The sequence below is a fragment of the Aeromonas sp. DNP9 genome (assembly GCF_001728955.1).
Classification (GTDB): Bacteria; Pseudomonadota; Gammaproteobacteria; order Enterobacterales; family Aeromonadaceae; genus Aeromonas; species Aeromonas veronii.
On sequence record NZ_LYSQ01000002.1, the window covers coordinates 39,821 to 64,708 of the forward strand.

The following is a 24,888-nucleotide window of genomic DNA, read 5'->3' on the forward strand; positions in this document are numbered from 1 at the left end:
CTCCTTCACTGATCCGGCTCAGTCGGTGCCGCGCAGGGTGCGATAAAAGTCGTGAACATGGGGGGTCTCCCGATAGCCCTTGTCAGGCTCGGTGTCGTGGGTCAGCACCTCTTTGCCCACCACCCGACCAGTGGCACCGGCCAATACGCCTATGGTGGCGACCACGCCAACTCCCTTGATCAGATTGCGGCGGGACGGGTCTTTCAGCTGTTCATCGCTCATTCTTGTGACCTCTGTTGTTGTTCTTGCCGGCGCCTGCGCGCCAGCTTCGCGTCCAATGGGATATCTCGTCTGTTCGTTTTGTTGTGGGCGGCTCTTGTTATGCACAGCTCTTGTGATGCACAGATAAGGGCGTTCAGCCCGGCACCACGCAGGCGCCAAACGGCAGGCGCAATTCGTTTTCCAGCTTGAAGAAATCTTCGGCAAGGGCCCCGACCGCCCGGTAGAAGCTGCCCCCTTTCGCCTGTTGCTGATCGCGGCAGCAGGCGAGTACCCAGGGGGCAAGGTGGCGCTCATAGAAGCGGTTGCGATCCGGGTGTTGCTCACCAATCAGTACCGCCATCACCTCGCAGAGGGCAGCGAGATGATCTTCCGGCTCGCACACTCCGCTCTGGCGCTCGAAGCCAAGGGACTGCAGGTCTGCACGCAGTACCGCCAGCGGCAGCTCCATCAAAGAGCCGGTGAGATACCAGGAGGCAAACGGCACAATCTCCCCGCGCCCCAGCCCGATAAAGAGATCCTGATACTCCTCGGCAAGCTCGTTTTCGTGGTGGCTGCTGGCTGCCAGCTGCACCAGCCCCAACCCTCTGGCAAAGGGGCCCGGCATAGCCTGCAACCCTTGCAGCCAGGCGAGCTGTTCACCACGGGGGGCGGCGCGCCAGAGGCTTGCCAGCAGGGCGTAGAGATCGGCGCTGCTCTGTTCCAGTTCGGTCATGGTCAGTTCGCCAGCCTTTTCGTTATGTTGTTCACTCATCACTGGCCCTCACACCTTGAGCTGGGAGACGGGATCCGCCGCCAGCGCCGCAAACACATCCTTGACCCGGCACTCCTCGCACATCAGCAACCGCTGGGCGGCCTCGTTCTGGAAGTGGGAGTGACCGGCCAGTTTTTGCTGGATGCGGCGGATCATCGAGGCGGGCGCGAACGGCTTGGAGCAGCGAATGCAGCAGGCCGCCTCTTCAGCTTTCAGGCTCTGGACGGCGCGGCGCGCCTCGGGCACGGGTTGCAGGCGGGGCATCAGTACGATGGCCTGCTCGGGGCACGCCTTTTCGCACATGCCGCACTGGATGCAGTCCTGCTCGATAAAGTTGAGACCGGGCGTGTGCCCAACTGCATGCAGGGCGCGGCTCGGGCAGACAGCCACGCAGCCCATGCAGAGGGTGCAGTCAGCCTCTTTCAGTTCCACGCTACCGTATGGGGCGCCGTGAGGCACCGCCAGCGGCTCGCGGCGCCCTTCGTTGGCCTGCCAGAGGGCATCGAAGGCGGCAAACAGGTTCTCCCGCTTATCCCCCTTCAGCGGCTTCTCCAGCAGGGCAACGGCTGGCTCACAGGAGGTCTGCTTATCTTGTTCAGCATCAGGGTTAAACAGGACGATGCGATCGGTAGAGAGACCGGCGCCCGCCAGCAGCACGGCAGCGCTGGCCAGCTCCCGCTCAACCAGCGCACGGACGCTCTCGGGGGCATCGTCACCGAGCGCAATGCGCACCGCACTGGCGCCATAGGCGAGGGCGGCGAACCAGCTCTCGATGCCTAAACTCGCGCTCTCCTCCACCCAGACCGGCAGCCAGTTGGCAGGCAGGCGGGTGAGTTCGGCTTCCACCCATTCGCGCTCGTTTTCACCGGCGATCAGCAGTCGAGGCGCTTCGCCGCCCGCCTCCCGATAATGCTTGAGCAATCGGAACAGGTAGTCGCCGCTGGTGTTGGCATCGGGCTGGTGATAGGCAATCGACCCGGTCGGACAGGCAGAGGCACAGCTGCCAAAGCCCTGACAGAGATGGGGATCGATCTGGATGCGACCATTGATGGGCTTGAGGGCATCGGTCGGGCAGACATCAAGGCAGCGGCTGCAACCGGGCACGCCGCGGGCAGTAAAGGCGCAGGCCTCGGGGTCGAGGCGAAAATAGCGCGGCTTGTCGAAGATACCGGTCAGCGCACCGAGCTCGGCAAGCCGTTCGGCCAGCCCTTGGTCATCAGCCAGATGCAGATAGCCGACCGGCGGGCGCTCCAGCGCAAAGAGCGGGGCACGGCCCAGATCGGCCACCAGATCGAAGCGCGGTTCGCGTGGCGGCTCACTAACAGCAGCCGCTTGGTGTGGAAAGCCTTGTTGTGGGAAGCAAAGCGCCGCCAGGTTAACCCGCTCACCCAGCCCATTGAGGCCGGTGAGCTGGAACTGGCCGAGATACCCTGTCAGGCTCGGTTCGCGCAGGGCCAGGGCCGCGAGGGATGCGGTGGCATCGAAAATGGTTTCGAGATCGGCCGCCTCGGCATCGTGGACCGCTTCGGTCACCAGCAGGGTGGGCTTCACCCCGACGGGCAGCAGGCTGGCAGCGCGGCGAATGCGATCTTCCGGGCCGACCAACAGCAGGCGCCCCTGACTCTGGTAAGAGACAGTGGCCGGGATCAGGTTGTCGGTCTTGACCGTATGCTGCAGGGCATAGGCGCGAGCGCGCGCGTTATGCTCGGCCGCTTCGTCGGTCAGCTTTGTGACAGATGTGGTTATGGGGTGTTCGGTGATCACATACGCTCCTGTGCGCGCCACCTCATGGGATGGGCGCTTGTTGGTAAGCCGAGAGAGCAAGAGGCGAGCCAACTCCCTCGGAAAAAAAGTGACTGACAGGGAGTCAGGATCCTGAGGGTTCCATTTCCCCATCTTTGGTTGGGACATTTTGTCCACCAGAGGAAACCAAAATGTCCCGATCGTCGGTGTGGGTTTGAGAATGGTTATCAGCCAGCTCGGGCGGCTCGGCGGCAGGTTCGCTGGCAAGCGCCACCAGTTCAGCGGATCCGGTTGGCGGATTGGTCGATTCGCTCTCCGGCGCAATCACCTGTTCTACCAGCCAGTTGCGCAGCCCGGCGGTCAGGGCCGCAGGCAGCAATTCGGGCTGGCTGAAATCCTGGGTGTAGTCGTCGAGCCCATCAGGCTTGTGAGTGCGAAACATGGCCCGCAGCGCCTCCCTGTCGGGGAGTTTGGCCTTGCCCGGCTGAGCCGTTTTCAGCGGCGGTTCGCCACTCTCGGCCCCTTCAACTGCAAGGGGTTCACCGCTCCCCTTGTCAGTGCTGACTACGGGGCTATCCAGCGCAGTATCTGGAGTTTCACCTTCGCCACTGCCTTCGATGGGGGCGGCAACCGCCTCGGGGCTAACCTCTTCCCTCGGCTGCAATATCTGATGCTTGCGCGCCTCACTCTTGCGCGACGACCAGCGCTTAAGGAACTCACTCATGGGCGCTGTTTCCGGCCTTGTTGACGGCACAGGTTCCGGCGTCACTGCCACGCTCGCGGCCATCGGGGCCAGTGGCTTTAACGGCGCCACAGCTGGCTTGATCTACCGTATCGACACCGAGCTGATCCTGCGCCCGTCCCTTGCCCTTCTTGCCCTTGCGGCGGGCCTCCAGCAGCTCGCCGTGACGGCCGATAAAGGCCTCCACCCAGGCTTGCAGCGCCTCGGGCAGCGGGCAGGAGAGCACCTGCCGCTCGCCATCCATATAGGCGGCGGCCACGGTCTGGCTCAGGGTCAGGCCATCGGTCACAAAACCATTGTCCACGCGGCTTCCGGTCACAAACAGGCGGGGCGAGCCGGAGCTCAAATTAAAGCGATAATCCCCCCGCTCATCGCGAAACAGGGTAAGGGGCAAGGCACCGGCAGCCTCAGGTTCAGCGGGGTGGATCGCAGCTATCTCGAAACGGCGGCTCTGCCAGCGGCCAACCTGGCTGTCGATGGCCTTTAACTCCAGTTGCAGCCAGCGCTGCGGGGGCAAGGTATTGGTTGTCTCTTGCACTGTCACGGCTCCCATCAGAAGGTCCCTGCCGGACCGCCCTCCCCCCGTAATTCACCCAGTTTAGGGCGGTTCACAGCAGGAGATTCAGGGCGGCCACGGCCATCAATGGGATAAGACTTAGCAAGAGTGGGGCCAAGGCAGGATGAGGTTTCGGCTGCTCGATTAGCGAATCTCATTCGGATGATCGCGCATTCAGAACATGGCGCAATGACAGAGGATTTAGCGTCTAACTTTTAGCTTTATAAACAATTAACTAACGCAAAATCATATTGATAGACTCTTACAGGACCGCTACGCTACAGCGTCACACTTCAACAAAGACGATCGAAATGGAATTCTCTTCGCTTGTTGTATCTACTCTGGCGACCACCAGCTTGTTATTGGTGCCAATGTTCTTATCAGTAGGGATCATCTTGTTGATAAGAAAAAAACTGCGTTCACACAACGTCAGTCCCTTAACCGCAGATCTTCTAAGGCCAGCAGGCCATACGCTTCAGCAACAGATACAGGATCTGGAGATAGATCTCTTTTCCCAAATCATCTTCACTCCACTGGTCATGATGATGATAGGGTTCTACGTCTTGCTGCAGCATTACACGCAGAATACGGCCATTACCTCTCCTGTGTTGCTTTTCATTGGGATAATGATGCTTGGGATCTTCAGTTACGGCACAGCCAAAACATACAAGACAGCAAAACGGCTACAGCATCTCAAACTGGGGTATTCATGCGAGCTTGCCGTTGCTCAAGAGCTGGATCACATTGTACGTCCCCCTCAACACCCCTATCGGGTCTACCACGATATTCCCTTTGATAACTTCAACATAGATCACCTGATCATCTGCCCCAATGGGGTATTCGTCATAGAAACCAAAGGCAGATCCAAGCCCATCAACGATGGTGCAAAGCAGTTCAAAGTGCGGGTTGAAAATGATGCTCTCCATTTTCCCAATCATACGGAAACAGAACCATTGGAGCAGGTTCGCCGTAACGTCACCTCAGTTCGCAACTGGCTCAACAGCGCCACAGGTAACGATATTCCCGTTGGGGGGATATTGGTGCTACCTGGCTGGTTTGTGGATTTGCGGCAAAAAGCAATATCACCCTATGTGGTAAACCCTTCGGCATTGCCAAAGTTACTGCATCAGTTTCGCGTTGGAACCCTGGAACTCTCGCAAATTCAGGCCATTGCCTATCAAGTCGAGCAAAAAGTTCGGGATGTAGCCAAATAAGGCTGAACAAGGAACTCACTGGCTCCACAGAGAGAATCTCGCCCAAAGTAATCTGGAACAAAACTTGCTGTATCCCTCCCCTTAGATCCCGGCAACCGGTCGCGAGGGGCCCATGACACCGACCTTTATCAAAAGCAATGCTGCCGCCCAGCTCACCATGGCCGTCGAGGTGATGGATGAACAGGGCACGATGAACACCCGCCAAATCGCCTGTGAGCGGCCACTGACGGTCTACCTCAACTGGAAGGAGATAGTCACCCTGATGACGCTGGGGGCCCGCCCCGAAGCGCTGGTGCTGGGTTACCTGAAAAATCAGGGCTTTATCGAGGATATCTCGGCCATCGAGTCGGTCATCGTCGACTGGGAGAGCGAGGCCGCCGCCGTGGTGAGCAGTCAGCAGGCCGCCGATCTCGACAAGTCGCTGGAGAAGAAGACGGTCACCTCCGGCTGCGGTCAAGGCACCATGTATGGCAGCGTGATGAAGAAGCTCGAAGGGGTGGTTTTGGCGGCGCCCGAGCTTAAACAGAGCACCCTCTACGCCCTGCTCAAGGCGCTGTCGGCCCATAACGAAACCTACAAGATGGCGGGTGCCGTGCATGGCTGCGCCATCTGTCGCGGCAGCGAAATCCTCTCTTTTGTCGAGGACGTGGGTCGCCACAATGCGGTGGACACCCTGGCGGGCGAGCTCTGGATGCGCGGCGAGGCTGGCCACGACAAGATCTTCTACACCACCGGGCGGCTCACCTCGGAGATGGTGATCAAGGTGGCGCAGATGGGCATTCCGGTGCTGCTGTCACGCTCCGGCGTCACCCAGATGGGGCTAGATCTGGCCCGCCAGCTCGGCATCACCATGATTGCCCGCGCCAAGGGGCGCCATTTCGAGGTATTTAGCGGCCACGACCATATCGTGCTGGACGAGAAGCCGCCGGTGCTGGCGCCCGGTTCAGCCGGTCGCGGGATGCGGGATTAAGTCATGAACGAGTTTATGAACGTGAAGCAGGTGGCGGAATACCTCGATCTCAACGAGAAGAAGGTCTACCAGCTCGCCAACGAGGCGCGCATCCCCGCCACCAAGGCGACCGGCAAGTGGCTGTTTCCCCGCTCCCTGCTCGACCGCTGGCTGCTCGGCAGTTGCCACGAGGGGGTGATGAACGACCGGCTGCTGCTGGCAGGCTCGGACGATGTGCTGCTGCACTACGCCAGCAGCCGCTTGGCCCAGCAGCTCGGCACCCAGGCACTGGTGGGCTACACCCCGTGCGGCACCCGTCAGGGGCTGGCGATGCTGGCGCGCGGCCATGTGGATCTCTGCGCCATCCACTGGGGGCAGGCCGAGGAGGCGCACCTGCGCCACCCGGCGCTGGTGCAGCAGTATCAGGGCCACCGGCAATGGGTGATCGTTCATGGATTTCGCCGGGTGCAGGGGCTGGTGCTGCGGCAAGGGCTGCAACCCAAAGAGGCGAAAGAGGCGCTCGACTGGCGCTGGGCCATGCGTCAGGAGGGGGCTGGCAGCCAGCGGGCCCTGCAGGAGTGGCTGCAAACGCAAGGGGAGTCGCTGACCCGGCTGGAGCGCACCCTCGAGGTCAATAGCGAGCGGGAGCTGGCTGCCGCCATCAGCCGCGGCGATGCGGACGTCGGGCCCGGCGCCCAGAGCACCGCCACCGAGTTTGGCCTCGGCTTTATGCCCTTGTCGCAGGAGTGCTTCGATCTGGTGATGCCGCAGGGGGTCTTCTTTCGCACCCTGCTGCAACAGCTGATCGGCTGGCTGCAATCCCCCGAGGGGCGCGAGCTGGCGGCTCGCCTCGGCGGTTACGACCTGACCCAGAGCGGCAAGCTGGTATGGAGCCCGCAGTAAAGAACCACTCACCCACCGACAAAACAGCCCGCCAACCATGTTGACGGGCTGTTTTTATCACGGGCCTTTTTATAACAGCATCAATCGCTTGTCTCACGCCCCTCGGCATTGAGGGCGATGCGCCACCCTTCCAGTTTCGCAGGCTCGCTGCCGCTGGGCAGCAGGGCATGGCTGCGCAGCCGCACGGTAAAGCAGCTCCCCTGCCCCGGGGTGGAGTCCACCAAGAGCTCCCCACCCCAGCGGCTGATGATGCGGTGGCTCAGGGCCAGCCCCAGACCGGTGCCGGTGGCGCGAGTGGTGAAGAAGGGGTCGAAGATCTTGTCGATAATGGCCGCCTCGATGCCGCTCCCGTTGTCGATCACCCGCACCTCGGCCCCGCGCAGCTGACCCAGTTCATCGACCCAGTCGCGGCTCTCGACCCGGATCTCCCCCTGCTCCCCCAGCGCGTGGCTGGCGTTGACCAAGAGGTTGATAAGCACCTGCAACAGCTGCTGGCGATCCGCCTCGATGGGCTGCTGGGCCCTGAGATCGGCCACCAGCTCCACCTGCTGCTGACGCAGGGCGGAGCGCACCAGGGTCAGGCTCTCCTCGATGATGGGGTTGAGGTGCTGCCACACCGGCGCCGTCTCGTAGTCGCCGGGGCGCGAATATTGCAGCAGGCTGCGGGTGATGGCGCGAATCCGCTCGATCTGGGCCAGCACCAGCGCCAGCTCCTCGCTGACCGGCTCGGCCGCCTCCCCCAGCTCCAGCTTCATCAGCTCCACATTGCCGAGGATCACCGCCAGCGGGTTATTGATCTCATGGGCCACCCCGGCGGAAAGCTCGCCAAGGGCCGCCAGCTTCTCGCTGATAAGCAGCTGCTGGCGCGCCTCGGTCAGCATATGGATATGATCTTCCAGCTCGGCGGTCTTGAGCTCAAGGCTTTGGGTACGCTCGGCCACCTTCTGCTCCAGCTCGTCGGCGCTGCGGGCCATCTGCTGCTGGTGCGCCTCTTGCCTGTCCAGCATGGCGTCGAACTGGCGACCGAGCTGGGCCAGCTCGTGATCGGGATCGAGTGCCAGCGGGCCGATGCGGGCCGACTCCCCGGCCTGCACCTGCCGCACCACCTTGTGCATCCGCTCGATGGGGGTGAAGAGATCCCGCGCGCCGCGATAGACCAGCAGGCCGGAGAGCAGCAACAGCAGCACCACGCCGGAGCCCAGCTCCACCAGATTGGTGAGGTAGGTGCGGATGATGGGCCACTCGAGAAAGCCGACATAGAGCATGCCGAGCCGTTCGCCCCTGGCCCCCAGCAGCGGCTCGTAGCCGGAGACATACCAGGCGTCGTGGACGAAAGCGCGGTCTATCCAGATATCCCCCTGCCCCAGCACCTGTTCGCGCACCGGGGGCGAGACCCGGGTGCCCACCGCCCGGCCAACCTGACGGCTGCTGCTGACCGGCACATTGGTGCTCACCCGCAGATCATCGAGAAACAGGGTGACCGTACCTATGCTCCCCTCTGGCAGGGTGTTTTTGGCAAACACCTGACCCTTGATCTCATCCACCAGCCGGGTGCTGCCGTTAATCAGCTCCCCCCCCTCCAGCACTGCCCAAAGGGATCCGTCGCGCCCCATCACAGGCGTCAATGACAGACTGATCAGCCCCCGGCTCTCCACCGCTTTGGTGCCATCCCGCTGCCACAGCACGGCTCGCTTGGCCAGTTGCGGGGAGAGGGCGAGCATCTCCTGCTGCGACCAGACCACGAAGTGACTGACGCTGCGTCCGGCACTCAGGGTCGTCAGCTCCTGCGCCGTCAGAGCCTGAAGCTCGGCGCCGCTACGCAGGCGCAGAAAATCGAGACCATAGTTGGCAGCCAGCGGCATCACCCACTCGTCCAGCCGGGTTGGTGACTCACGCAGCCGCAGCTGAAAAGCCCAGGCATCCCGAAGATGTTCGAGGTGCTCGGCCTGACGCTGCTGCTGCACGATCACCGCGTGGTGGGCGCCAGCCAGATCGCTTCTGACCGTGGTGAGCAGGTTCTGCCAGCTGTAGGTGAGCGTCCAGTAGAGGGTGAGCGCCACCATGCCCGCCAGACTCAGCATGATGGGCATGGAGGTGAGCAGCAGCAGGCGCCAGCGCACCTTGGTGCGCACACAGCGCGGCAACAGAATTCGAATACAGCGTGACAACAGGCTCTTTTTCATCGCCACTCCCTTGGCATCGGCAGACCTCATTCGATGGCCCACTCCTTGAACTTGCGATCCAGCGTCTTGCGCGCCACCCCGAGCACCCGGGAGGCGGCCGACTTGTTGCCATCGTGATTCGCCACCACTTGCAGGATGTGCGCCTTCTCCACCTCGGCCAGCGGCCACTCCAGCGGATAACCGTCGCCGCCATCGCTTTGCGGCGCCGGCTGGCTGCTCTGCCAGTAGTCGGCGGGGGGCTTGCCGAGCAGCAGGCAGCGCTCGATAAGGTTGCGCAGCTCGCGCACGTTGCCGGGCCAGGGATAAGCCTGCATCGCCACCACATCCTCGTGGGTCCAGCTCAAGGAGCCCATCCCCATCTCGGCGGTGAGCTGGCGGGTAAAGTGGTGCACCAGCGCGGGGATGTCGTCGATGCGCTCGCGCAGCGGGGCGACCGGCAGCGCCACCACGTTGAGACGATAGAAGAGATCCTCGCGAAAGCGACCCGCCTCCACCTCGGCTTTGAGGTTGCGGTTGGTGGCGGCGACGATGCGCACATCCACCGCCAGCTCCCGCTCGGCGCCAACCGGGCGAATAGCCTTCTGCTCCAGCACCCGCAGCAACGAGGCCTGCATGGCCAGCGGCATCTCGCCGATCTCGTCGAGAAACAGCGTCCCCTGATGGGCGACCCGAAACAGGCCGTCACGCCCCTTGCGGGCGCCGGTAAAGGCCCCCTGCACATGGCCAAACAGCTCGCTTTCCAAAAGCTCGGGGGCTATGGAGGCGCAGTTGAGGGGCACAAAGGCCCCCATCCGGCCAGAGAGTTGATGCAGGGCGCGAGCCACCAGCTCCTTGCCGGTGCCGGACTCCCCCTCCACCAGCACGGCGGCGTTGGAGGGGGCGACGCGGGCGATCAGGGTCTTGAGCTCGCTGGTTTTGGCGCTGTCGCCAATCAGGGTGGGCGGGAAGAGCTTGCTCACCTCCCGGCGCAGCAGCAGGTTCTCCCGCTCCATCTGGCGGCGCTCGATGACCCTGTCCACCGCCTGCACCATCTGATCGAGATTGAAGGGTTTGAGAATAAAGTCGCTGGCCCCCAGACGCAGCGCCTTGAGGGCGGTCTCCATGTCGCCAAAACCGGTCATGAAGATGATGTCGCTGCGGCGGGTGCCGGGTTCGATGGCCTCGTGCCACTCGATGCCGGAGCGCCCCGGCAGCCGGATATCGGCGATGATGAGATCAAAATGGAGGCGGCAGCGCAGGGCTTCCGCCTCCTCCACGCTGGCGGCGGTCTCTATCTGGGCGAAGCGCCTGGCCAGCGCCTTGGCCAGAAAACTGCGCATGCCGGGCTCATCGTCAACGATGAGCAGGGAGAGGGCAGACCAGCGGCTGGGAGGGAGTGTCATGGAAAAAAGTACCTCGGATGCACGTACGGTCGGTGAATGTCCCGATAACCGGAACCTTAGTGGGACATTTTGTCCTTACCGTATCAAAAGCACCAACACCAATTATTAAAAGCGATAACAAGCTCACCTAATTGATTCTAATAAGCTTCTGTTTTTAAACGGCAAACCGTGAATGCAGCGGCAAAGGAACAGTTTGGCACCCTGCTTGCTTACTCTTGCCCTCTCCTCATCCACCCTGAAAAAAGTTGCATCACGATGACGATAAAAACCAACCTCAAACGTTTTGCCCTCTCCCTCGCCGCCAGCCTGCTGATCGCCGGCGCGGCCCATGCTAACACTACCAAGGCGCCAATCCGCCTCGCCACCACCACCAGCACCGAGCAGTCCGGTCTGCTGGGCTGGCTACTGCCCCAATTCACCAAGGAGACCGGTTATCCGGTGCAGGTGATGGCGGCCGGTACCGGCCAGAGCCTGAAGATGGGCGAGAATGGCGATGCGGATCTGGTGATGACCCACGCCCCCTCTGCCGAGAAGAAGTTCGTCGATGCGGGCTTTGGCATCGAGCCGGTGCACCTGATGTACAACGACTTCGTCATCGTCGGCCCGGCCAAAGACCCAGCGGGTCTGGCCAAGCTGCATGACGCGGCCAAGGGGCTGCAAGCCATCAAGGATAAAGGCCAGACCTTTATCTCCCGCGGTGACGAGTCCGGTACCCACATCAAAGAGAAGAGCCTGTGGCAGGCGGCTGACGTCAAACCCGAATTTGCCGGTTACAAATCCATCGGCCAGGGGATGGGCCCGACCCTGACCATGGCCTCGGAGCTGGGTGCCTACACCCTGACCGACCGCGGCACCTGGCTCGCCTACCAGAGCAAGCTGGATCTCGCCGTACTGCTGGAGGGCGACAAGCGCCTGTTCAACCCCTATCAGGTGATCCTGGTCAACCCCAAGCGCTACCCGGATCTCAACACCGAAGGGGCACGCACCCTGAAGAACTGGCTGGTCTCCGAGCATGGCCAGAAGCTGATCGGCGACTTCAAGGTGGCGGGTCAGGCGCTGTTTGTGGCGGATGCCAACGGGAAATAATGGCAACGCTGACCGCTGAGCTGACCTTGATGGCCCTCCCCCGGTTCGCTGAGGGAGGCGCCTGATGCCGACCCTGCTCGACACGACCGTATTGACGGCCCTCGCCCTGCACGATGAGAGAGAGGCGTCATGCCGACCTTGATCGATACCACGCTGGCGGCCCTCGCCCTGCTGTTCAGTGGTGACACTGAACTGTGGCAGGTGGTGGGGGTCTCCTTCTCCGTCTCCTGCATCGCCCTGCTGCTGGTGCTGCTGCCCGCCTTGCTGCTGGGCTTTGCCCTGGCCTATCTGCCGCTGCCCGGCCGCTGGCTCTGGCTCTCCTGCATCAATACCCTGCAATCGGTGCCGACCGTGGTGATTGGCCTCTTGCTCTATATGCTGCTGTCGCGGGCCGGCCCCTTTGGCGACTGGAAGCTGCTCTTTACCCAGCAGGCGATGGTGGTGGGGCAGATGCTGATCGCCTTTCCGGTGATCGCCACCATGGCCCACGCGGCGTTTGTCCAGAGCGACCGGCGCGCCTGGGAGACCGCCCTGACCCTGGGGGTCTCCTGGCCCAAGGCGCTGATCGGCCTGATGCACGAGTGCCGCTTTGGCCTGCTGGCCGCCATCATCGGCGCCTTCAGCCGCATCGTCACCGAGGTGGGCTGCTCCATGATGGTGGGGGGCAATATCCTGCACTTCACCCGCAATATCCCCACCGCCATCGCGCTGGAGACTCAGAAAGGGGCCTTCACCCAGGGGGTGGCGCTCGGCATAGTGCTGCTCACCCTCGCCCTCTTGCTCAACCTGCTGCTGACCGCCTGTCGCGGCCACAGCTATCTGAAGAACTGACCATGCCCCCACTGTGTACCAACAGGAGTACCCCATGGCCCTGACCGCCCACCAGCTGACGATGCGCTTTGGCGAGCGCCAGCTGTTCGAGATTGACCGGCTCGCCATCGCCCCGGGGGATGCAATCTGGCTGCATGGAGCCAACGGGGTGGGCAAGACCACTCTACTCAAGATCCTGGCGGGGCTGCTGGCCCCGACCCGCGGCCACACCAATCTGCCGGGGCGCTGGCAACAGCGGCTCAACCGGCTGCTCAAGCGGGATCTGGGGCCGGGCCGGGTCACCTATCTGCACCAGACCCCCTATCTGTTCGATCGCACGGTGCACGACAACGTCGCCTGGGCGCTCGATAAACAGCTCGGCAGTGAGATCCGGGTGTTCGAGGCGCTGCGCCGGGTCGAGCTGGAGGGGCTGGCGCGGGAGCACATCAGCATTCTCTCGGGTGGCGAACGGCAACGGCTGGCAATGGCCCGCGCCTGGGCGCTGCAACCTGCCTTTCTGCTGATGGATGAGCCCACCGCCAATCTGGACACACATTCGGTTGCCCTGATGGCCGCATTGGCGCAAGATCTGCGGGAACATGGCAGCGGCCTGGTCGTCATCAGCCACCAGAGCAACGCCCTGACCGACCTGTGCGAGCGGCAATGGACCCTCGCCCGTGGCCAGCTGCAAGAGACGACCCCTTTAAAAATCATCGAGCGACATGACTTCAAAAAGCGACAGCCACTCTGATCCCGTTGCCGTATCAGCAGTGATCCTGGCAGGAGGCCGCGCCACCCGGATGGGAGGCGAAGACAAGGGATGGGTAGCACTGGCGGGACACCCTCTTATCGACCACGTTTTGGCACGCCTGCGCCCCCAGGTGGATGAGGTGCTGATCAACGCCAACCGCAGTCAGGCCCGCTATCAGGCGCTGGCCCCGGTCATCTGCGATGACAACAACGACTATCTCGGCCCGCTGGCGGGCATGCAGGCAGGTCTTGCTGCCGCCCGTCACGACTGGGTGCTGTTTGTCCCCTGCGATGGCCCCGCCCTGCCGCTGGATCTGATGAGCCGCTTTCGCGCCGCCCTGACCCCGGATACCGAGCTGGTAGTGGCCCACGATGGCGACTGGCTGCAACCCGTGGTCGCCCTGCTGCACAAATCCCTGCTCCCCTCCCTCACCGCTGCGCTGGCGGAGGGTGAGCGCAAAATCGATATCTGGTTTGCCCGCCACAACATGGCGGTGGTGAGCTTTGCCGATCAGCCGGATGCCTTTATCAATCTCAACAGCCCTGCCGAGCTGGCCGCCTACGAGGCCCGTCTGCTTGCCCCGGCTATCGACCCCCAACAAGGAGTCACCTCATGACCCCGGCCCCCACCCTTCCCCTTCTCGGCTTTGCCGCCTGGAGCGGCACCGGCAAGACCACCTTGCTGGAGCAGTTGATCCCCCTGCTGGTGGATCGCGGCCTGCGCATCGGGGTGCTCAAGCACGCCCACCACGACTTTGATATCGACCAACCGGGCAAGGACAGCTATCGCCTGCGCAAGGCGGGTGCCCAGCAGATGATGGTCGCCTCCCGTCGTCGTCATGCTCGCATTACTGAAACAACGCACGGCGAGACCGAGCTGGCCGAAGCGGACTTTCGCCAGCTGCTGGCCAGCTTCGATCAGACAGAGCTCGATCTGCTCTTGGTCGAGGGGTTCAAGCACGAACACTTCCCGAAAATCGAGCTGCACCGCGCCGAAATTGGCAAGCCGCTGCTCTTCCCCGAAGACAGCGACATCATCGCGCTGGCCAGCGATCAGCCCCAACAGAGTGGCGAACAACAGCAGACAAGCCTGCCCCGACTCGATATCAACGATCTGGCGGCTATCGCCGACTTCGTCTGTAGCTGGCTTGACGGCTGCCTGAGCAAGGAGCCTGAAGCAGGCAAGGGCTTTCTCTCGGTCGAAGCGGCCCGCAACGCCATTCTGGCAGCCCTCACCCCGAGCTCAGCCAGCTGCGACAAGCCGTTGGCCCAGTGCCACGGCGCCGTGCTGGCCGCCGATCTGATCAGCCCCATCAATGTGCCCCCCCACGCCAACTCGGCGATGGACGGTATTGGCCTTCGTAGCGACGATCTCGCCGCCGGTCGCTGGCAACTGGTGGGGGAAGTGCTGGCGGGCCAGCAGCGCCACGAGCCTGTGCTGGCCGGTCAGGCGGTGCAGATCATGACCGGCGCTCCGCTACCCCCCGGGGTAGATACTGTGGTGATGCGGGAAGAGACGCTGATTGAAGGTGAGTGGGTTACGGTCACCGCCCCGATCCGGGCGGGGCAGAATGTGCGCCTCGCCGGCGAAGATCTCGCCAAAGGTGCGGTCGCCATCCCGGCCGGTACCTGGCTGGGCGCCCCCCAGCTGGGGCTGGCGGCGTCCCTCGGTCAAGCCAGTCTCACGGTGCGCACCCCGCTGAAAGTGGCGCTGTTCAGTACCGGTGACGAGGTGCAGGCACCGGGCGAGCCGCTCGCTCCCGGCCATATCTTCGACAGCAACCGCTTCACCCTGATGGCCCTTATCCGTGCCGCCGGTTGCGAGGTGATGGACCTTGGCATCATTCCCGATGACAAAACCATTCTGCGCCAGCAGCTGGAGCAGGCCGCCGTCAGCGCCGATCTGGTGCTGAGCTCGGGTGGGGTCTCGGTAGGCAACGCCGACTTTATCAAGCTGGTGCTGGCAGAGCTCGGCCAGATCGATTTCTGGCGCATCCAGATGCGGCCGGGCCGCCCGCTCGCCTTTGGCAAGCTGGGGCAGACCCCCTTCTTCGGCCTGCCGGGCAATCCGGTTGCGGCGATGATCTGCGTACTGCAGTTTGTCGAGCCCGCTATCGCCCGCTTGCAAGGCAAGCGGTGGCAGCCGCTGCGCCTCTCGGCACTGGCGGACGAGAAGATGAAGAGCCGCCCGGGGCGCACCGAGTTTCTGCGCGGCATCTTTCATCAGGACCGTAACGGCCAGTTGCGGGTGCGCACCACAGGGCCACAGGGCTCCGGCATTCTGAGCTCCATGGCCGATGCCAACTGCCTGATTGAAATCGTACCGGATCAACCCGGGATCGCCGTTGGCGAACGTGTCTGGATCCACCCCCTGCAGGGACGACTGGCCTAAATCCCGACGGGGCGTCGGCCGGATGCACGGCGCCCCGTCCCCCACCTGACAGGAGGCAGACCGTGCGTCTTGATGCCCCCCTCTCCCGACTCGATCTGCTGGTCTATGGCCGCTACCGGATCGTCCATGGCCTGCGCATTGCGCTCGCCTTTATGCTCACCTTTCTGCTGACCCGCGAGCTGAAACTGCCGGAGAGCACCTGGCCGCTGATAACCTTGGTGGTGGTGATGGGCCCCATCTCGTTTTGGGGCAATGTGCTCTCCCGCGCCCTGCAGCGGGTGGTGGGCACCATCTTCGGCGCCAGTTGCGGGGTGGTGGCACTTTATCTCGAGATCTACTCCCTGCCACTCACCCTGATCTGGTGCGGGTGCATCATGTTCCTCTGCGGCTATCTGGCCCTCGGCAAGCGCCCCTATGTGGGGCTGCTGATCGGCATCACGCTGGGAGTCACCATGGGGGCCATGCCGGGGGATATAGAGACGGCGCTGTGGCGCAGTGCCGACGTGATCCTGGGCTCCCTGCTGGCGCTGCTCTTTTGCAGCATCTATCCCCAGCGGGCCTACAGCCACTGGCGGCTGCAACTGCACCAGATCCTGCAGCAGTCGGGGCGGCTCTATCACACCCACCTCTCCCCCAATGTGCTGGAGCGCCCGCGCCTCAAGCACAATCTCTCCCAGTTGCTGGCACAGACCGGCAAACTGCGGGCCCTGCTGGCCCCTGCGGCCAAGGAGACGCGCCACAGCGTCGCCCTGTTTGATGCGGTGCAGGTCACCATGCGCAACACCCTCTGCACTCTGGAGATGCTGGCCAACACCTACTGGAACGATCGGGAGAGCCACTTCCTGATGCAGAGCACGGCTGAGCTGCAAGCCTGCCATCTGGCCACCGAGGAGGCGATCAACCAGCTTGCCCTGATGATGCAAACCGGCGATGGTCGCGGCGCAGATGCCGCCATCGCCCGCCTGCACGAGGTGGCGACCCAGGTATCGCTCCCCCCCAATACCGAGGCAGCCATCAATGGCTACCTCTGGCTCAACGTGCAGCTGACCGAACAGCTCACCCACCTGCGCCGCCTGCTGGGGCTGATCCTCACCCCGCCCCATCGCAAGCAGCCCGACTAGGCACAATGCAAAACGCCCCGCAGTGGCGGGGCGTTTTGCTGTCTGACTGGCCACTTGGGCCATGAAGGCTGCAAATCTTAACTGGCATTGGCCAGCGGCTGCTCGGTGGTGAGGTAGAGGGAGAAATCCTGAATACCCGCCTGCAGGGCGGCAAAACAGTCGGGGTCTATCGCAGTGCCCAGATTCTCCGCCATCATCTCCAGCGCCTGCGGCACAGGGATGGCGCCGCGATAGGGGCGCTTGGCGGTGATTGCATCGAAGATGTCGGCTGTGGTGATGATGCGCGTCTCAAGGGTAATCTCGTCCCCTTTCAGCCCCTTGGGGTAGCCCTTGCCATCGAGCCGCTCATGGTGGGCGCCCGCCACTTGTGCCAGCTCCTCGAAGGCGCCGATACGGCTCAGGATCTCCTCGGTATAGGCGGCATGCATCTGCACCGCCGCCCACTCCTGCGCATCGAGTTTGCCCGGCTTGTCGAGAATGGCGTTGCTCACACCGAGCTTGCCCACATCATGGAGCAGGGCTCCCCGCTTGAGCCAGCGTCGACGCGACTCGGACAACCCCATCTGGGTGGCGAGAATATCGGTATAGAGCGCCACCCTGCCGCTGTGACCCGCGGTGTAGGGACTTTTGGAGTCCACCACCTGCCCGAAGGCCGCCGCGATTTCGTCCAGATAATCCTCATCCAGCGCCACCTCCCCTTGCCCGGCCGGGTGGACCAGCACCCACTCGGTCAGTCGGGGATCGGCCAGTCCTTGCCAGAACTCTTCGTCGGCCAGCGCTTCAAATTCCCGAACCAGTGCCGGATCAAACCAGCTGCCGCTGCGCTCGCGCAGCTCCTTGAGCGCCGCATCCGGGCCTGCGGCTGCGTGAAACACATCCACCACCTGACAGAGCAGGGCAATGCGCGAGAAGAGCGGGATCGCCTCGCCAGCCAGTTGCAGGGGCCGACCTTTGCCATTCCAGTGTTCATCAAGGGAGAGGATGCCATCGGCTACCTCGTCACTGAAACGCAACTGGCGAGCGATATCCGCCCCCCGATGACAGCGGGTCTGGATCAGTTCGTTGGCAATCTGGTCACCGTTGCGAAAGATATGAAACAGGCTGCGAAAACGTCCCAGCAGATCCGCCTGCAAGCCGGTGTGGCCCAGCACAAAGTTGACTACCTCGGAGAGGGAGCCATCCACCAGTTTGAAATCGCGTTTGAAGTGAAGATCGTCGGTGAGATAGAGCTCGCAGATACGGGCAGCATTGCTGCTGCACCCAAGATCCTTAAGCAGGAGCGTGTAGTAGAGATCATGGCGCAGCCGGGCGTCCAGTCCCAGCCGCTCCCCCAGACGGGAACCTATCCAGCAGCAGCGAATGCAGTGTCCTCTTGGTTGCCCCTCAGTCATATCGAGCGCATGACTGAGGGAACCAATCAACTCCGCCAATCGCAATCCATTCACCGTCATAGTCTACTCCCTTAGACATCATGGCGATTTTGCCAGCAGATTAGGTATACCCCATCTGAAGCTGGATCGATCTGGATTCAGTTGAATTTAGGCAGCAGCCTTGCCCTGATTAGCCCGCTCTTCCAGCTCCGCACGGCTCAGGGTAGAGACAAAGCGGCCATCGAAGTAGATATCCATCAGCTCGCCACGCTTCTCGCCACGCATCATGCTGCGGCGGCCATCCAGATAGTGCACCTCCATCTGGGCGGTATGCTCGTCCGGGTAGCTGATCTCCACCTCACGCACCCCTTGTGGCAGCATGGCCAACGGCACCGTCTTGAGGGCCGGATCCAGATGCTGGTTCACCTTGATCACCGGATTGGCTTTCATGTCCACCACAGCCGGAGATTTGCCGGTGATGGGGTTCTTGCCAGACCAGAACTCGATGGTATTGAAGACGAACAGGTCAGCGGTCGCGGCCAGACCGTAGACAGGGGAGAGCAGCATAAAGACCCCGGCACGAGCGTAGCGGTTATCCACCACGCTCAGGTTGCCCTTGGTGACCATGCCGGAAAGCCCCATCTGCCCCATACAGCCGCCCAGACCCATGCTCGCGACCATAACCAGCAGGGCCATTGCCCGCCCCTTCTGTTGTAATGCCATCGTGTTCTGTTCCTGCTCTGAAATAAATGAGGCGGCAAGCCTAATCAAGGGGCCAGAAGAGGACAATTCACAATGGCGGGACGATACAGGAGGGGTTCAGATTGGCATATCAAGTGCGCAATAAATAAGCACCGATAGGATTATCATCCGATCGGTGCCTCGTTCAACAATCAATAACCGTCAGGAGCCGATGGCCAGATTGGAGACTGTCTCGGTCACATTGATGGCACCCTGCTCTATCTGTGCCATCACGCCACTCACCTCGCCGATCTGCTCCTTGCCACGCTGGGCGCTGGTGGCCACCTCATTGATGTTGCCGGTGATCTGGGCCGTCAGTTCGCGGTTTTTCTGAACCACGCTGGCGATCTCGCCGGTCGAGAGGGAGGTGCGCGCAGCCAGCTGACGTACCTCGTCGGCCACCACCGCAAAGCCGCGCCCCTGATCGCCAGCCCGGGCTGCCTCGATGGCGGCGTTAAGGGCCAGCAGATTGGTCTGCTCGGCAATACTGCTGATGGTCGAGACAATGGCTTCAATACTTTTCGACTGCTCATTGAGCTGGCCAATCAGGCCGGAAGTGCGACTCACCTGTTCGGAAATGGCGCTGGAGATGGCAACCGATGCCGCCAGCAGCTCAGACCCGGTTTCGGCAAAGCGGGTGGTCTCCTGCGAAATGGTCTGGGCTATGTTGGCCGCCTCGCTCACTGCCTGGGCGCGCTTGATCCGCTCTGTCACCTCACTGGCAAACTTGATCACCTTGACCACCTTGCCGCTCTCATCCTTGATGGGGTTGTAGGTAGCCTCCAGCCAGATCTCGTTGCCGTGGCTGTCACGACGACTGAACAGCCCCGACTTGAGCTGGCCGTGGGCCAGATCGTCCCAGAAGTGAGGTTGCTCGTGATAGAAGCTCTCATCGCAAAACAGCCTGTGATGCTGCCCCTTGAGCTGCGAAAGGGAGTAACCGACGCAGGAGAGGAAATTCTGATTGGCCGTCACAATCTCCCCCTTGGGGGTGAACTCGATAATGGCGAGTGCCCGATCGAGTGCCGAGATGATCGCTTTCTGACGACTCAACTGCTGATAACTCTCGGTGATATCGGAGGCTATCTTGACGACCCTGACCACCTTGCCCTCAACCTTGACCGGGAAGTAGGTCGCCTCCAGCCACAACTCCCTGCCATGTTTGTCAATGCGCTGGTAGATGCCACTGTGGGAATGCCCCTGACGCAACTGCTCCCAAAACTGGGCATAGGAGGATGACTGGGCGTAGTGGGCATCACAAAAGATCCGGTGGTGTTTACCAATCACCTCCTGCTCGCTATAGCCCACCACACTCAGAAACAGCGGGTTCGCCTCGAGGACCTCGCCGCTTGGAGTGAAACTGATGGTAGCGACACCGACTTTTACTGCATCAATAAATGCCTGGGCCTGGGCCAACTGCATTTGACACGCTTGTAATTCCGCTTTGAGTTTGAAGTTGAACATCTTGCCCTGCCCCTCTGTTACCTGGTTACAACTACGTCACATCTGCATGAACTTTAGACGAGAAACCATAGAGATAACGGGGCCCATCGATTAAGGTGCCAGGTCCCACTCCAGATAGGCCGGATTGGCGACAAAGCCGATCCGCTCATAGAGAGGGCGCCCCTGCTCGCTGGCATGGAGCCACACCTTGCCCAGCTGACGCGATCTGGCGAAGTCTGTAATGGCATCGAGCAGCGCCGTGGCGATCCCCTGCTGGCGCCATTGTGGCCGCGTATACATATTGAGCAGATACCCCTCCATCCCCGCCAGATTGCCGGGATAGGGTGGCCGTTCAAACAATGCCAGCGTCCCTGCAGCCACGATCTGTTTACCGCCCTCCTGCGTATCGGCCTCAGCCAGCCAGGATAAAGCACTCTCTTCACTCATCGCCCGGGTGAAATAGTCAAGGGTGGCCTGCCACAAGGCCGGGTCTGCCTGCGGCGTCACCAGCTCACCGACCTTACAAAACAGCTCCATGCGCAGCGCCACCAGTGCGGGAATATCTGCGGTCCTTGCCTGACGAATAATCATTGGCTGCTCCTTTTCTCTCATGGGAAATTTCGCCAGCCGTCATTATGACAAAGAGCGCCTTGTGGCGCTCTTTGTCATTGGGGAAATCACTGATAAATCAATGGTTGCGACGTGTCAGCCAATAATCCAGGCTCAGCACACCGCCGCCCCAGATGGTCAGGGTCAGCAGCATCCAGCCCCACAGCTGGTGATCGTAAAAGCCGCCCGCCCAGAGGGTCGGGTAGGAGATCACCGCCATGATATTGAAGCCAAACAGCAGTAAGGCGGCCGGGCGAGTAAAAAGCCCCGCCAGCAGGAAGAGCGGCAACAGCAGCTCGGTCGCCGTACCCAGATAAGCAGCCCACAACCAGGGCAGCAGGGGCACCTGATACTCGGATTCAAACAGATAGAGGGTGGAATCCCACGCCGTCAGCTTGAGCCAGCCTGAAGTGAAAAAAACCGAGGAGACCCAAAGCCGCGCCAGCAACAGCACACCAGCGCTGCTCCAGCGCGGCAAATCACCACTCGAGCTGGCCAGCACCAGCCATTTGTTTGCCATCATGGCATTACCTCCATATCCACCAGCAGACCAAGGGTTATCAGGCGAGTGAGATGTTCACTGGCCGCAGGGTCGGCCGCAAGCAGATCGACCAGCGCCGTACCAGCGAGACAACCCTGTAGCAGCGCCCACTCACCCACCGTCAGGGGCAAGGGGGCAACCCGGCAATCCGGCTGTTTCTTCAATGCCAACCAGACGGGGGCATCAAGCGCGTCCACCGCTTCACCACAGTGCAGCGCCATCTGCCACAGGGCCAGCACCGGATAATCGCTGGCAACCAGCAGCAGATCCGTGGCTGGCAACAGCCGCAGCCGCTCCCATTGTTGCGGCGATAATGCGGCCAGACGCTCGGCTGGCCAGCAGCGTGATTCCAGCGGCAGCAGACTGGCACGCTCAAGCTGCCATTCGAACTGAGCCAGCTCCTCCAGCCAGGGCAGTCCGGTTGTAGTCGGCAAGCGGGCCAACCATTGGCCAAATCCGGCGCCATAGTGCATGACGCTCCCTTCCCTGAGCGGCTCGGCCAATACGAAGCCACGGGCCGCCGCTGCAAAAAAGTCATCCCCGACCATAGCCTTGACGGCGGGATAACTGCTCGCCAGCATCTCGCCGAGGCTCAGGATGAAGTGGTTGCGATAGACCTGCAGCACAGACTCGGCAGAAAAGAGCCGGGAGCTGATGTGAGGGGAAATGGCGTCAGGCGCCCCCAGCAGACCCTCGGCAAAGTGCTGTTGCAGCTGTGCCAGTTCAGCCATGGGCCACCTCCCGTGGCGCACTCATGGCTCGCGCCTCATCCAGAATTGCACTGGCCTTCGCCGCCTCTGCCAGCAAGACCGGCAGCGGCGGGATCTCGAGGTCCCACTCAATCAGGGTGGGAATGGCCTGCTTGCGGCAGATCTGGCGATAGAGTTCCCAGACCGGTGCCACCACAGGGGCGCTGTGGGTGTCGATATAGAGAGAGCCTTCCGGCAGCTGTTTCTCGGTATAACCGGCCAGATGGATCTCCCCGACGGTGGCGAGATCGATCGCCGCCAGATACTCATCGCAAGAGAAACCGTGATTGAAAGCACTGACATAGAGATTGTTGAGGTCGAGCAGAATGCCGCACTCGCTGCGCTGCTGCAGCTCGGCCAGAAATTCCCACTCGCTCATCTCCCCGGGCAGTTGCAGATAGGAGGAGGGATTTTCAATCAACATGCGGCAACCCAAGGTCTGTTGTACCTGCTGGATCTTGTCGCTCATGTTGCGCAGGGAGGCTCGGGTATAGGGCACCGGCAGCAGATCGTTGAAGTAACGCCCGCCAATGCTGCCCCAGCTGAGATGTTCGGAGATCCGTACCGGTTTTATCGCCGCGGCCAGTGTCGACAACTGCAGCAGATGGTGCGGATCGAGCGGGTCGGCAGAACCGAGGGACATGCCAACGCCGTGAAGACTGACGGGGTAGTGCTGCGCCAGTTCGGCGAGCACCTGAAAACCGTGACTGTGCCGTTCGAAGTAATTTTCACTGTGCACCTCCAGCCAACCGACTGCCGGCAGGGTTTGCCGGATCTCATCGTAATGGGGAGTGCGTAATCCGATACCAATCAAAGGGTTCATCGCAAGACTCGCTTTCACCAATCAGAGAAGATGCAGGGGGTGGCCCGTTGGCCATCCCCTGCCCGATGTCTCTTACTTGGGTTGCAGCGAACCGCCGACCAGCTTCTCGCACAGCCCTTTGGGCATCACCACAAAGGCATCACCCTGAGCATCTTCCTTGGCAGTACCGGCGCAGGAGCTGCTCTTGGTCGCACAGTCATTTTTGCTGGCCTTGACCACGCCGTAGCACTTCTCCTTTTCATCGGCAGCCATTGCTGGTGCCGCGATAAATTGGGCGCCCAGCGCCAGCAGACCGGTCATGGCGGAGGCGATAGCAGTGCTTTTTTTAACATTCATGTTCATGTTCCTTTTGATGTCGTTGGATGTTGCTGATATCCCCGATTTGTCGCAACCGGGTACCTGCAATAGAACCGGCAAACGGGATATTCCCTTTCAAAAAAAACACAAAAAGAGTTAAAAAATCCAAAGACAGACACTCAATCAATTGATTTTAAAAAGCTATTTTATCATTGAAAATTTCTCGACGACCACCCATTAATGAACGAGGAACGTGCCATATGGTGCTTTCATCCCGTTAATCTTCGTCACTGCTTCCATCAAAAGAGAGGCGTCAGACATAAAAAATCCCCGCCAACAGGCAGGGCTGGATGCAACTTTAAAGAAACAAGAAATAAACAATCTGAGTAGTGTTGGGAGGCAGGAGTTGCGGCAAACAGATAAAAAAAGAGACAGCTTTGGCTGTCTCTTTTTGCACATGGTGCGAATGGGGTTTAGTAGAAGATCCGCTCGCCACGCTCGCTCATTTTGAGCCACACCGGTTTGGTGCTGGTTTTGTTCCAGATCCGGTGCAGATAGCTGTAGAAGCGGGCACGATCGCTGCGAAACAGCATCACGGGGAAAGCCAGAATGCCCACCAGCAATACATAAATGCGACGAAGAATAATCTGAGTCAGGGAAAAGGGATGAAACATGATGTAACTCCTTACTGGTAAGACCACCGAGCAAAGATTACCCCACTCCATGTAGGATTACTACATCACCAACGCATTTTTTTATAAAAAAATGGTGAAAAACGGGAAATACTGAAAACGGGTTACGTCATTAACCAACAGTTAACAAACTTGCGAAAATCGTGCGCTTTGCCACAGTTATCAGGGGAAAAACATGCAATAGGGAGACACGCATGAAACTGCCGGAAGTGGCACTGCTGGTGCTGATGGTTGCCCTGACACGGGCACAACTGGAGGAGTGGCAACTGAATCGGGAAGATGCCATCGTGCTGGCCGAACGGGGCGTACCCGCCGTCAGCCTGTGGCAATGCGGCACACTGAAGCAACGGATTGCGGATCTCAACCAGCACAGTGCCGAGGTGCAGTTTCAATATCGGGGGCAAAACATGGCGGATGTGAGCCACTATCTCGAGCGCGAGTGGAAACAGGCTGGCTGCGAACAGTTACTGGTGCAGCAAGGATACTGACCAAGCTTTACGGATCGAAGAGTGATGAATCAGGGAAAAGAGAGAGAAGATGGAGGCACGTTCCGGAGTCGAACCGGACTAAACGGATTTGCAATCCGCTGCATAACCGCTTTGCTAACGCGCCATGCTGACAAGACTGATTGTCTTGAAAGTGATTTCCATCATTGGTGTGATGGAAAATTGGAGCGGGAAACGAGACTCGAACTCGCGACCCCGACCTTGGCAAGGTCGTGCTCTACCAACTGAGCTATTCCCGCGTTACTGCTTTCGTGCCAGTTGCCTGACAACGAGGCGCATTATACGTACCACGAGCGCCAGCACAACCCCTTTT

The 24,888-nt window shown here is 61.1% G+C and carries 26 protein-coding genes and 2 tRNA genes; 10 read left to right on the forward strand and 18 right to left on the reverse strand.

Translation table 11 applies throughout. The features are described from left to right. Nucleotides 1-18 precede the first annotated feature (18 nt). The 5 genes from A9G06_RS01230 to A9G06_RS01250 all read right to left on the reverse strand — a co-directional run bounded on the left by A9G06_RS01230 (nt 19) and on the right by A9G06_RS01250 (nt 4,011). Nucleotides 19-222 (reverse strand): transcriptional initiation protein Tat, encoded by a 204-nt coding sequence (locus tag A9G06_RS01230; RefSeq protein ID WP_005303194.1) that lies wholly within the window; start codon nt 220-222, stop codon nt 19-21. A gap of 133 nt (nt 223-355) precedes the next feature. Beyond that, the gene (locus tag A9G06_RS01235; protein ID WP_069554024.1) at nt 356-973 is read right to left on the reverse strand and encodes a molecular chaperone TorD family protein; all 618 of its coding nucleotides are present in this window, start codon (nt 971-973) and stop codon (nt 356-358) included. Between the two features lie 9 nt (nt 974-982). After that, nucleotides 983-2,737 (reverse strand): 4Fe-4S binding protein, encoded by a 1,755-nt coding sequence (locus A9G06_RS01240; protein ID WP_069554025.1) that lies wholly within the window; start codon nt 2,735-2,737, stop codon nt 983-985. 103 nt (nt 2,738-2,840) lie between these two features. Continuing rightward, nucleotides 2,841-3,440 (reverse strand): DUF3306 domain-containing protein, encoded by a 600-nt coding sequence (locus A9G06_RS01245; protein ID WP_069554026.1) that lies wholly within the window; start codon nt 3,438-3,440, stop codon nt 2,841-2,843. Next, nucleotides 3,433-4,011: a DUF3305 domain-containing protein gene (locus tag A9G06_RS01250; RefSeq protein WP_069554027.1), complete on the reverse strand. Its 579-nt coding sequence runs from the start codon at nt 4,009-4,011 to the stop codon at nt 3,433-3,435. Before A9G06_RS01250 ends, A9G06_RS01245 begins: the two co-directional genes overlap by 8 nt. A 314-nt stretch (nt 4,012-4,325) precedes the next feature. Between A9G06_RS01250 and A9G06_RS01255 the strand changes: the two genes are divergently transcribed. From A9G06_RS01255 to A9G06_RS01265, 3 genes are all read left to right on the forward strand, one after another. Then, entirely contained in the window at nt 4,326-5,228 is a 903-nt protein-coding gene (locus tag A9G06_RS01255) for a nuclease-related domain-containing protein (protein WP_069554028.1), read from the forward strand. A gap of 112 nt (nt 5,229-5,340) precedes the next feature. Beyond that, complete coding sequence (locus tag A9G06_RS01260; protein ID WP_069554029.1) at nt 5,341-6,198, forward strand: formate dehydrogenase accessory sulfurtransferase FdhD; 858 nt, start codon at nt 5,341-5,343, stop codon at nt 6,196-6,198. 15 nt (nt 6,199-6,213) lie between these two features. Continuing rightward, a complete protein-coding gene (locus A9G06_RS01265) occupies nt 6,214-7,080 on the forward strand; it encodes a helix-turn-helix transcriptional regulator (RefSeq protein ID WP_013723539.1) in 867 nt (288 codons plus the stop codon). Between the two features lie 80 nt (nt 7,081-7,160). Here A9G06_RS01265 and A9G06_RS01270 read toward each other — a convergent pair whose 3' ends face one another. Then, nucleotides 7,161-9,263: a cache domain-containing protein gene (locus A9G06_RS01270; protein ID WP_069554130.1), complete on the reverse strand. Its 2,103-nt coding sequence runs from the start codon at nt 9,261-9,263 to the stop codon at nt 7,161-7,163. A 26-nt stretch (nt 9,264-9,289) separates the two neighbouring features. Next, a complete protein-coding gene (locus tag A9G06_RS01275) occupies nt 9,290-10,645 on the reverse strand; it encodes a sigma-54 dependent transcriptional regulator (RefSeq protein WP_069554030.1) in 1,356 nt (451 codons plus the stop codon). A gap of 255 nt (nt 10,646-10,900) precedes the next feature. On the opposite strand from A9G06_RS01275, the gene A9G06_RS01280 reads away from it, so the two are divergent. The 6 genes from A9G06_RS01280 to A9G06_RS01305 all read left to right on the forward strand — a co-directional run bounded on the left by A9G06_RS01280 (nt 10,901) and on the right by A9G06_RS01305 (nt 16,804). Beyond that, on the forward strand, nt 10,901-11,731 hold the full coding sequence (locus tag A9G06_RS01280) for a substrate-binding domain-containing protein (protein WP_069554031.1): 831 nt from the start codon (nt 10,901-10,903) through the stop codon (nt 11,729-11,731). A gap of 129 nt (nt 11,732-11,860) precedes the next feature. Next, nucleotides 11,861-12,562 carry an ABC transporter permease gene (locus A9G06_RS01285; RefSeq protein ID WP_019446238.1) on the forward strand — a complete coding sequence of 234 codons (702 nt, stop codon included), beginning with the start codon at nt 11,861-11,863 and terminating at the stop codon, nt 12,560-12,562. A gap of 34 nt (nt 12,563-12,596) precedes the next feature. Further along, nucleotides 12,597-13,292, forward strand: coding sequence for an energy-coupling factor ABC transporter ATP-binding protein (locus A9G06_RS01290; protein WP_005362120.1), 696 nt, complete (start codon nt 12,597-12,599; stop codon nt 13,290-13,292). Then, nucleotides 13,264-13,908, forward strand: a complete 645-nt coding sequence (gene mobA, locus A9G06_RS01295; RefSeq protein WP_069554032.1) for a molybdenum cofactor guanylyltransferase MobA — start codon at nt 13,264-13,266, stop codon at nt 13,906-13,908. The genes A9G06_RS01290 and mobA overlap by 29 nt, the downstream gene beginning before the upstream one ends. Then, nucleotides 13,905-15,683, forward strand: a complete 1,779-nt coding sequence (locus A9G06_RS01300; protein ID WP_069554033.1) for a bifunctional molybdopterin-guanine dinucleotide biosynthesis adaptor protein MobB/molybdopterin molybdotransferase MoeA — start codon at nt 13,905-13,907, stop codon at nt 15,681-15,683. Before mobA ends, A9G06_RS01300 begins: the two co-directional genes overlap by 4 nt. Before the next feature lie 62 nt (nt 15,684-15,745). Further along, nucleotides 15,746-16,804 (forward strand): FUSC family protein, encoded by a 1,059-nt coding sequence (locus A9G06_RS01305; protein ID WP_069554034.1) that lies wholly within the window; start codon nt 15,746-15,748, stop codon nt 16,802-16,804. Nucleotides 16,805-16,881: 77 nt separating this feature from the next. On the opposite strand, the gene A9G06_RS01310 is transcribed toward A9G06_RS01305, so the two are convergent. From A9G06_RS01310 to A9G06_RS01350, 9 genes are all read right to left on the reverse strand, one after another. Then, nucleotides 16,882-18,255, reverse strand: a complete 1,374-nt coding sequence (locus tag A9G06_RS01310) for an HD-GYP domain-containing protein (protein ID WP_069554035.1) — start codon at nt 18,253-18,255, stop codon at nt 16,882-16,884. A gap of 87 nt (nt 18,256-18,342) precedes the next feature. Then, on the reverse strand, nt 18,343-18,897 hold the full coding sequence (locus A9G06_RS01315; protein ID WP_047439970.1) for a DUF3332 domain-containing protein: 555 nt from the start codon (nt 18,895-18,897) through the stop codon (nt 18,343-18,345). Between the two features lie 180 nt (nt 18,898-19,077). Further along, complete coding sequence (locus A9G06_RS01320) at nt 19,078-20,379, reverse strand: PAS domain-containing methyl-accepting chemotaxis protein (RefSeq protein ID WP_069554036.1); 1,302 nt, start codon at nt 20,377-20,379, stop codon at nt 19,078-19,080. Nucleotides 20,380-20,469: 90 nt separating this feature from the next. Beyond that, nucleotides 20,470-20,949: a GNAT family N-acetyltransferase gene (locus A9G06_RS01325; RefSeq protein ID WP_069554037.1), complete on the reverse strand. Its 480-nt coding sequence runs from the start codon at nt 20,947-20,949 to the stop codon at nt 20,470-20,472. Nucleotides 20,950-21,046: 97 nt separating this feature from the next. After that, nucleotides 21,047-21,490 carry a DoxX family protein gene (locus A9G06_RS01330; protein WP_069554038.1) on the reverse strand — a complete coding sequence of 148 codons (444 nt, stop codon included), beginning with the start codon at nt 21,488-21,490 and terminating at the stop codon, nt 21,047-21,049. Then, complete coding sequence (locus A9G06_RS01335) at nt 21,487-22,239, reverse strand: DNA-binding domain-containing protein (RefSeq protein ID WP_069554039.1); 753 nt, start codon at nt 22,237-22,239, stop codon at nt 21,487-21,489. The genes A9G06_RS01330 and A9G06_RS01335 overlap by 4 nt, the downstream gene beginning before the upstream one ends. After that, nucleotides 22,232-23,080, reverse strand: a complete 849-nt coding sequence (locus A9G06_RS01340; protein ID WP_069554040.1) for a DUF692 domain-containing protein — start codon at nt 23,078-23,080, stop codon at nt 22,232-22,234. The genes A9G06_RS01335 and A9G06_RS01340 overlap by 8 nt, the downstream gene beginning before the upstream one ends. A 72-nt stretch (nt 23,081-23,152) precedes the next feature. Next, complete coding sequence (locus A9G06_RS01345; RefSeq protein ID WP_005334862.1) at nt 23,153-23,416, reverse strand: DUF2282 domain-containing protein; 264 nt, start codon at nt 23,414-23,416, stop codon at nt 23,153-23,155. A 434-nt stretch (nt 23,417-23,850) separates the two neighbouring features. Beyond that, nucleotides 23,851-24,051 (reverse strand): YbfA family protein, encoded by a 201-nt coding sequence (locus tag A9G06_RS01350; RefSeq protein ID WP_005334863.1) that lies wholly within the window; start codon nt 24,049-24,051, stop codon nt 23,851-23,853. A 212-nt stretch (nt 24,052-24,263) separates the two neighbouring features. Here A9G06_RS01350 and A9G06_RS01355 point away from each other — a divergent pair, with 212 nt between their 5' ends. Then, on the forward strand, nt 24,264-24,557 hold the full coding sequence (locus A9G06_RS01355; RefSeq protein WP_069554041.1) for a hypothetical protein: 294 nt from the start codon (nt 24,264-24,266) through the stop codon (nt 24,555-24,557). Between the two features lie 50 nt (nt 24,558-24,607). On the opposite strand, the gene A9G06_RS01360 is transcribed toward A9G06_RS01355, so the two are convergent. After that, nucleotides 24,608-24,681: transfer RNA gene (locus tag A9G06_RS01360), tRNA-Cys, on the reverse strand. A 57-nt stretch (nt 24,682-24,738) separates the two neighbouring features. Next, a tRNA-Gly gene (locus tag A9G06_RS01365) sits at nt 24,739-24,814 on the reverse strand. Nucleotides 24,815-24,888: the final 74 nt, after the last annotated feature.

What these genes read in the sequence shown, in the direction of transcription:
- A9G06_RS01355 (WP_069554041.1), top strand. Translation starts at nt 24,264, where the DNA reads ATGAAACTGCCGGAAGTGGCACTGCTGGTGCTGATGGTTGCCCTGACA.
- mobA (WP_069554032.1), top strand. Translation starts at nt 13,264, where the DNA reads ATGACTTCAAAAAGCGACAGCCACTCTGATCCCGTTGCCGTATCAGCA.
- A9G06_RS01245 (WP_069554026.1), bottom strand. Translation starts at nt 3,440, where the DNA reads ATGAGTGAGTTCCTTAAGCGCTGGTCGTCGCGCAAGAGTGAGGCGCGC.
- A9G06_RS01270 (WP_069554130.1), bottom strand. Translation starts at nt 9,263, where the DNA reads ATGAAAAAGAGCCTGTTGTCACGCTGTATTCGAATTCTGTTGCCGCGC.
- A9G06_RS01330 (WP_069554038.1), bottom strand. Translation starts at nt 21,490, where the DNA reads ATGATGGCAAACAAATGGCTGGTGCTGGCCAGCTCGAGTGGTGATTTG.
- A9G06_RS01280 (WP_069554031.1), top strand. Translation starts at nt 10,901, where the DNA reads ATGACGATAAAAACCAACCTCAAACGTTTTGCCCTCTCCCTCGCCGCC.
- A9G06_RS01230 (WP_005303194.1), bottom strand. Translation starts at nt 222, where the DNA reads ATGAGCGATGAACAGCTGAAAGACCCGTCCCGCCGCAATCTGATCAAG.
- A9G06_RS01320 (WP_069554036.1), bottom strand. Translation starts at nt 20,379, where the DNA reads ATGTTCAACTTCAAACTCAAAGCGGAATTACAAGCGTGTCAAATGCAG.
- A9G06_RS01325 (WP_069554037.1), bottom strand. Translation starts at nt 20,949, where the DNA reads ATGATTATTCGTCAGGCAAGGACCGCAGATATTCCCGCACTGGTGGCG.
- A9G06_RS01255 (WP_069554028.1), top strand. Translation starts at nt 4,326, where the DNA reads ATGGAATTCTCTTCGCTTGTTGTATCTACTCTGGCGACCACCAGCTTG.
- A9G06_RS01345 (WP_005334862.1), bottom strand. Translation starts at nt 23,416, where the DNA reads ATGAATGTTAAAAAAAGCACTGCTATCGCCTCCGCCATGACCGGTCTG.
- A9G06_RS01300 (WP_069554033.1), top strand. Translation starts at nt 13,905, where the DNA reads ATGACCCCGGCCCCCACCCTTCCCCTTCTCGGCTTTGCCGCCTGGAGC.
- A9G06_RS01335 (WP_069554039.1), bottom strand. Translation starts at nt 22,239, where the DNA reads ATGGCTGAACTGGCACAGCTGCAACAGCACTTTGCCGAGGGTCTGCTG.
- A9G06_RS01250 (WP_069554027.1), bottom strand. Translation starts at nt 4,011, where the DNA reads ATGGGAGCCGTGACAGTGCAAGAGACAACCAATACCTTGCCCCCGCAG.
- A9G06_RS01235 (WP_069554024.1), bottom strand. Translation starts at nt 973, where the DNA reads ATGAGTGAACAACATAACGAAAAGGCTGGCGAACTGACCATGACCGAA.
- A9G06_RS01310 (WP_069554035.1), bottom strand. Translation starts at nt 18,255, where the DNA reads ATGACGGTGAATGGATTGCGATTGGCGGAGTTGATTGGTTCCCTCAGT.
- A9G06_RS01350 (WP_005334863.1), bottom strand. Translation starts at nt 24,051, where the DNA reads ATGTTTCATCCCTTTTCCCTGACTCAGATTATTCTTCGTCGCATTTAT.
- A9G06_RS01285 (WP_019446238.1), top strand. Translation starts at nt 11,861, where the DNA reads ATGCCGACCTTGATCGATACCACGCTGGCGGCCCTCGCCCTGCTGTTC.
- A9G06_RS01275 (WP_069554030.1), bottom strand. Translation starts at nt 10,645, where the DNA reads ATGACACTCCCTCCCAGCCGCTGGTCTGCCCTCTCCCTGCTCATCGTT.
- A9G06_RS01290 (WP_005362120.1), top strand. Translation starts at nt 12,597, where the DNA reads ATGGCCCTGACCGCCCACCAGCTGACGATGCGCTTTGGCGAGCGCCAG.
- A9G06_RS01260 (WP_069554029.1), top strand. Translation starts at nt 5,341, where the DNA reads ATGACACCGACCTTTATCAAAAGCAATGCTGCCGCCCAGCTCACCATG.
- A9G06_RS01265 (WP_013723539.1), top strand. Translation starts at nt 6,214, where the DNA reads ATGAACGTGAAGCAGGTGGCGGAATACCTCGATCTCAACGAGAAGAAG.
- A9G06_RS01315 (WP_047439970.1), bottom strand. Translation starts at nt 18,897, where the DNA reads ATGGCATTACAACAGAAGGGGCGGGCAATGGCCCTGCTGGTTATGGTC.
- A9G06_RS01340 (WP_069554040.1), bottom strand. Translation starts at nt 23,080, where the DNA reads ATGAACCCTTTGATTGGTATCGGATTACGCACTCCCCATTACGATGAG.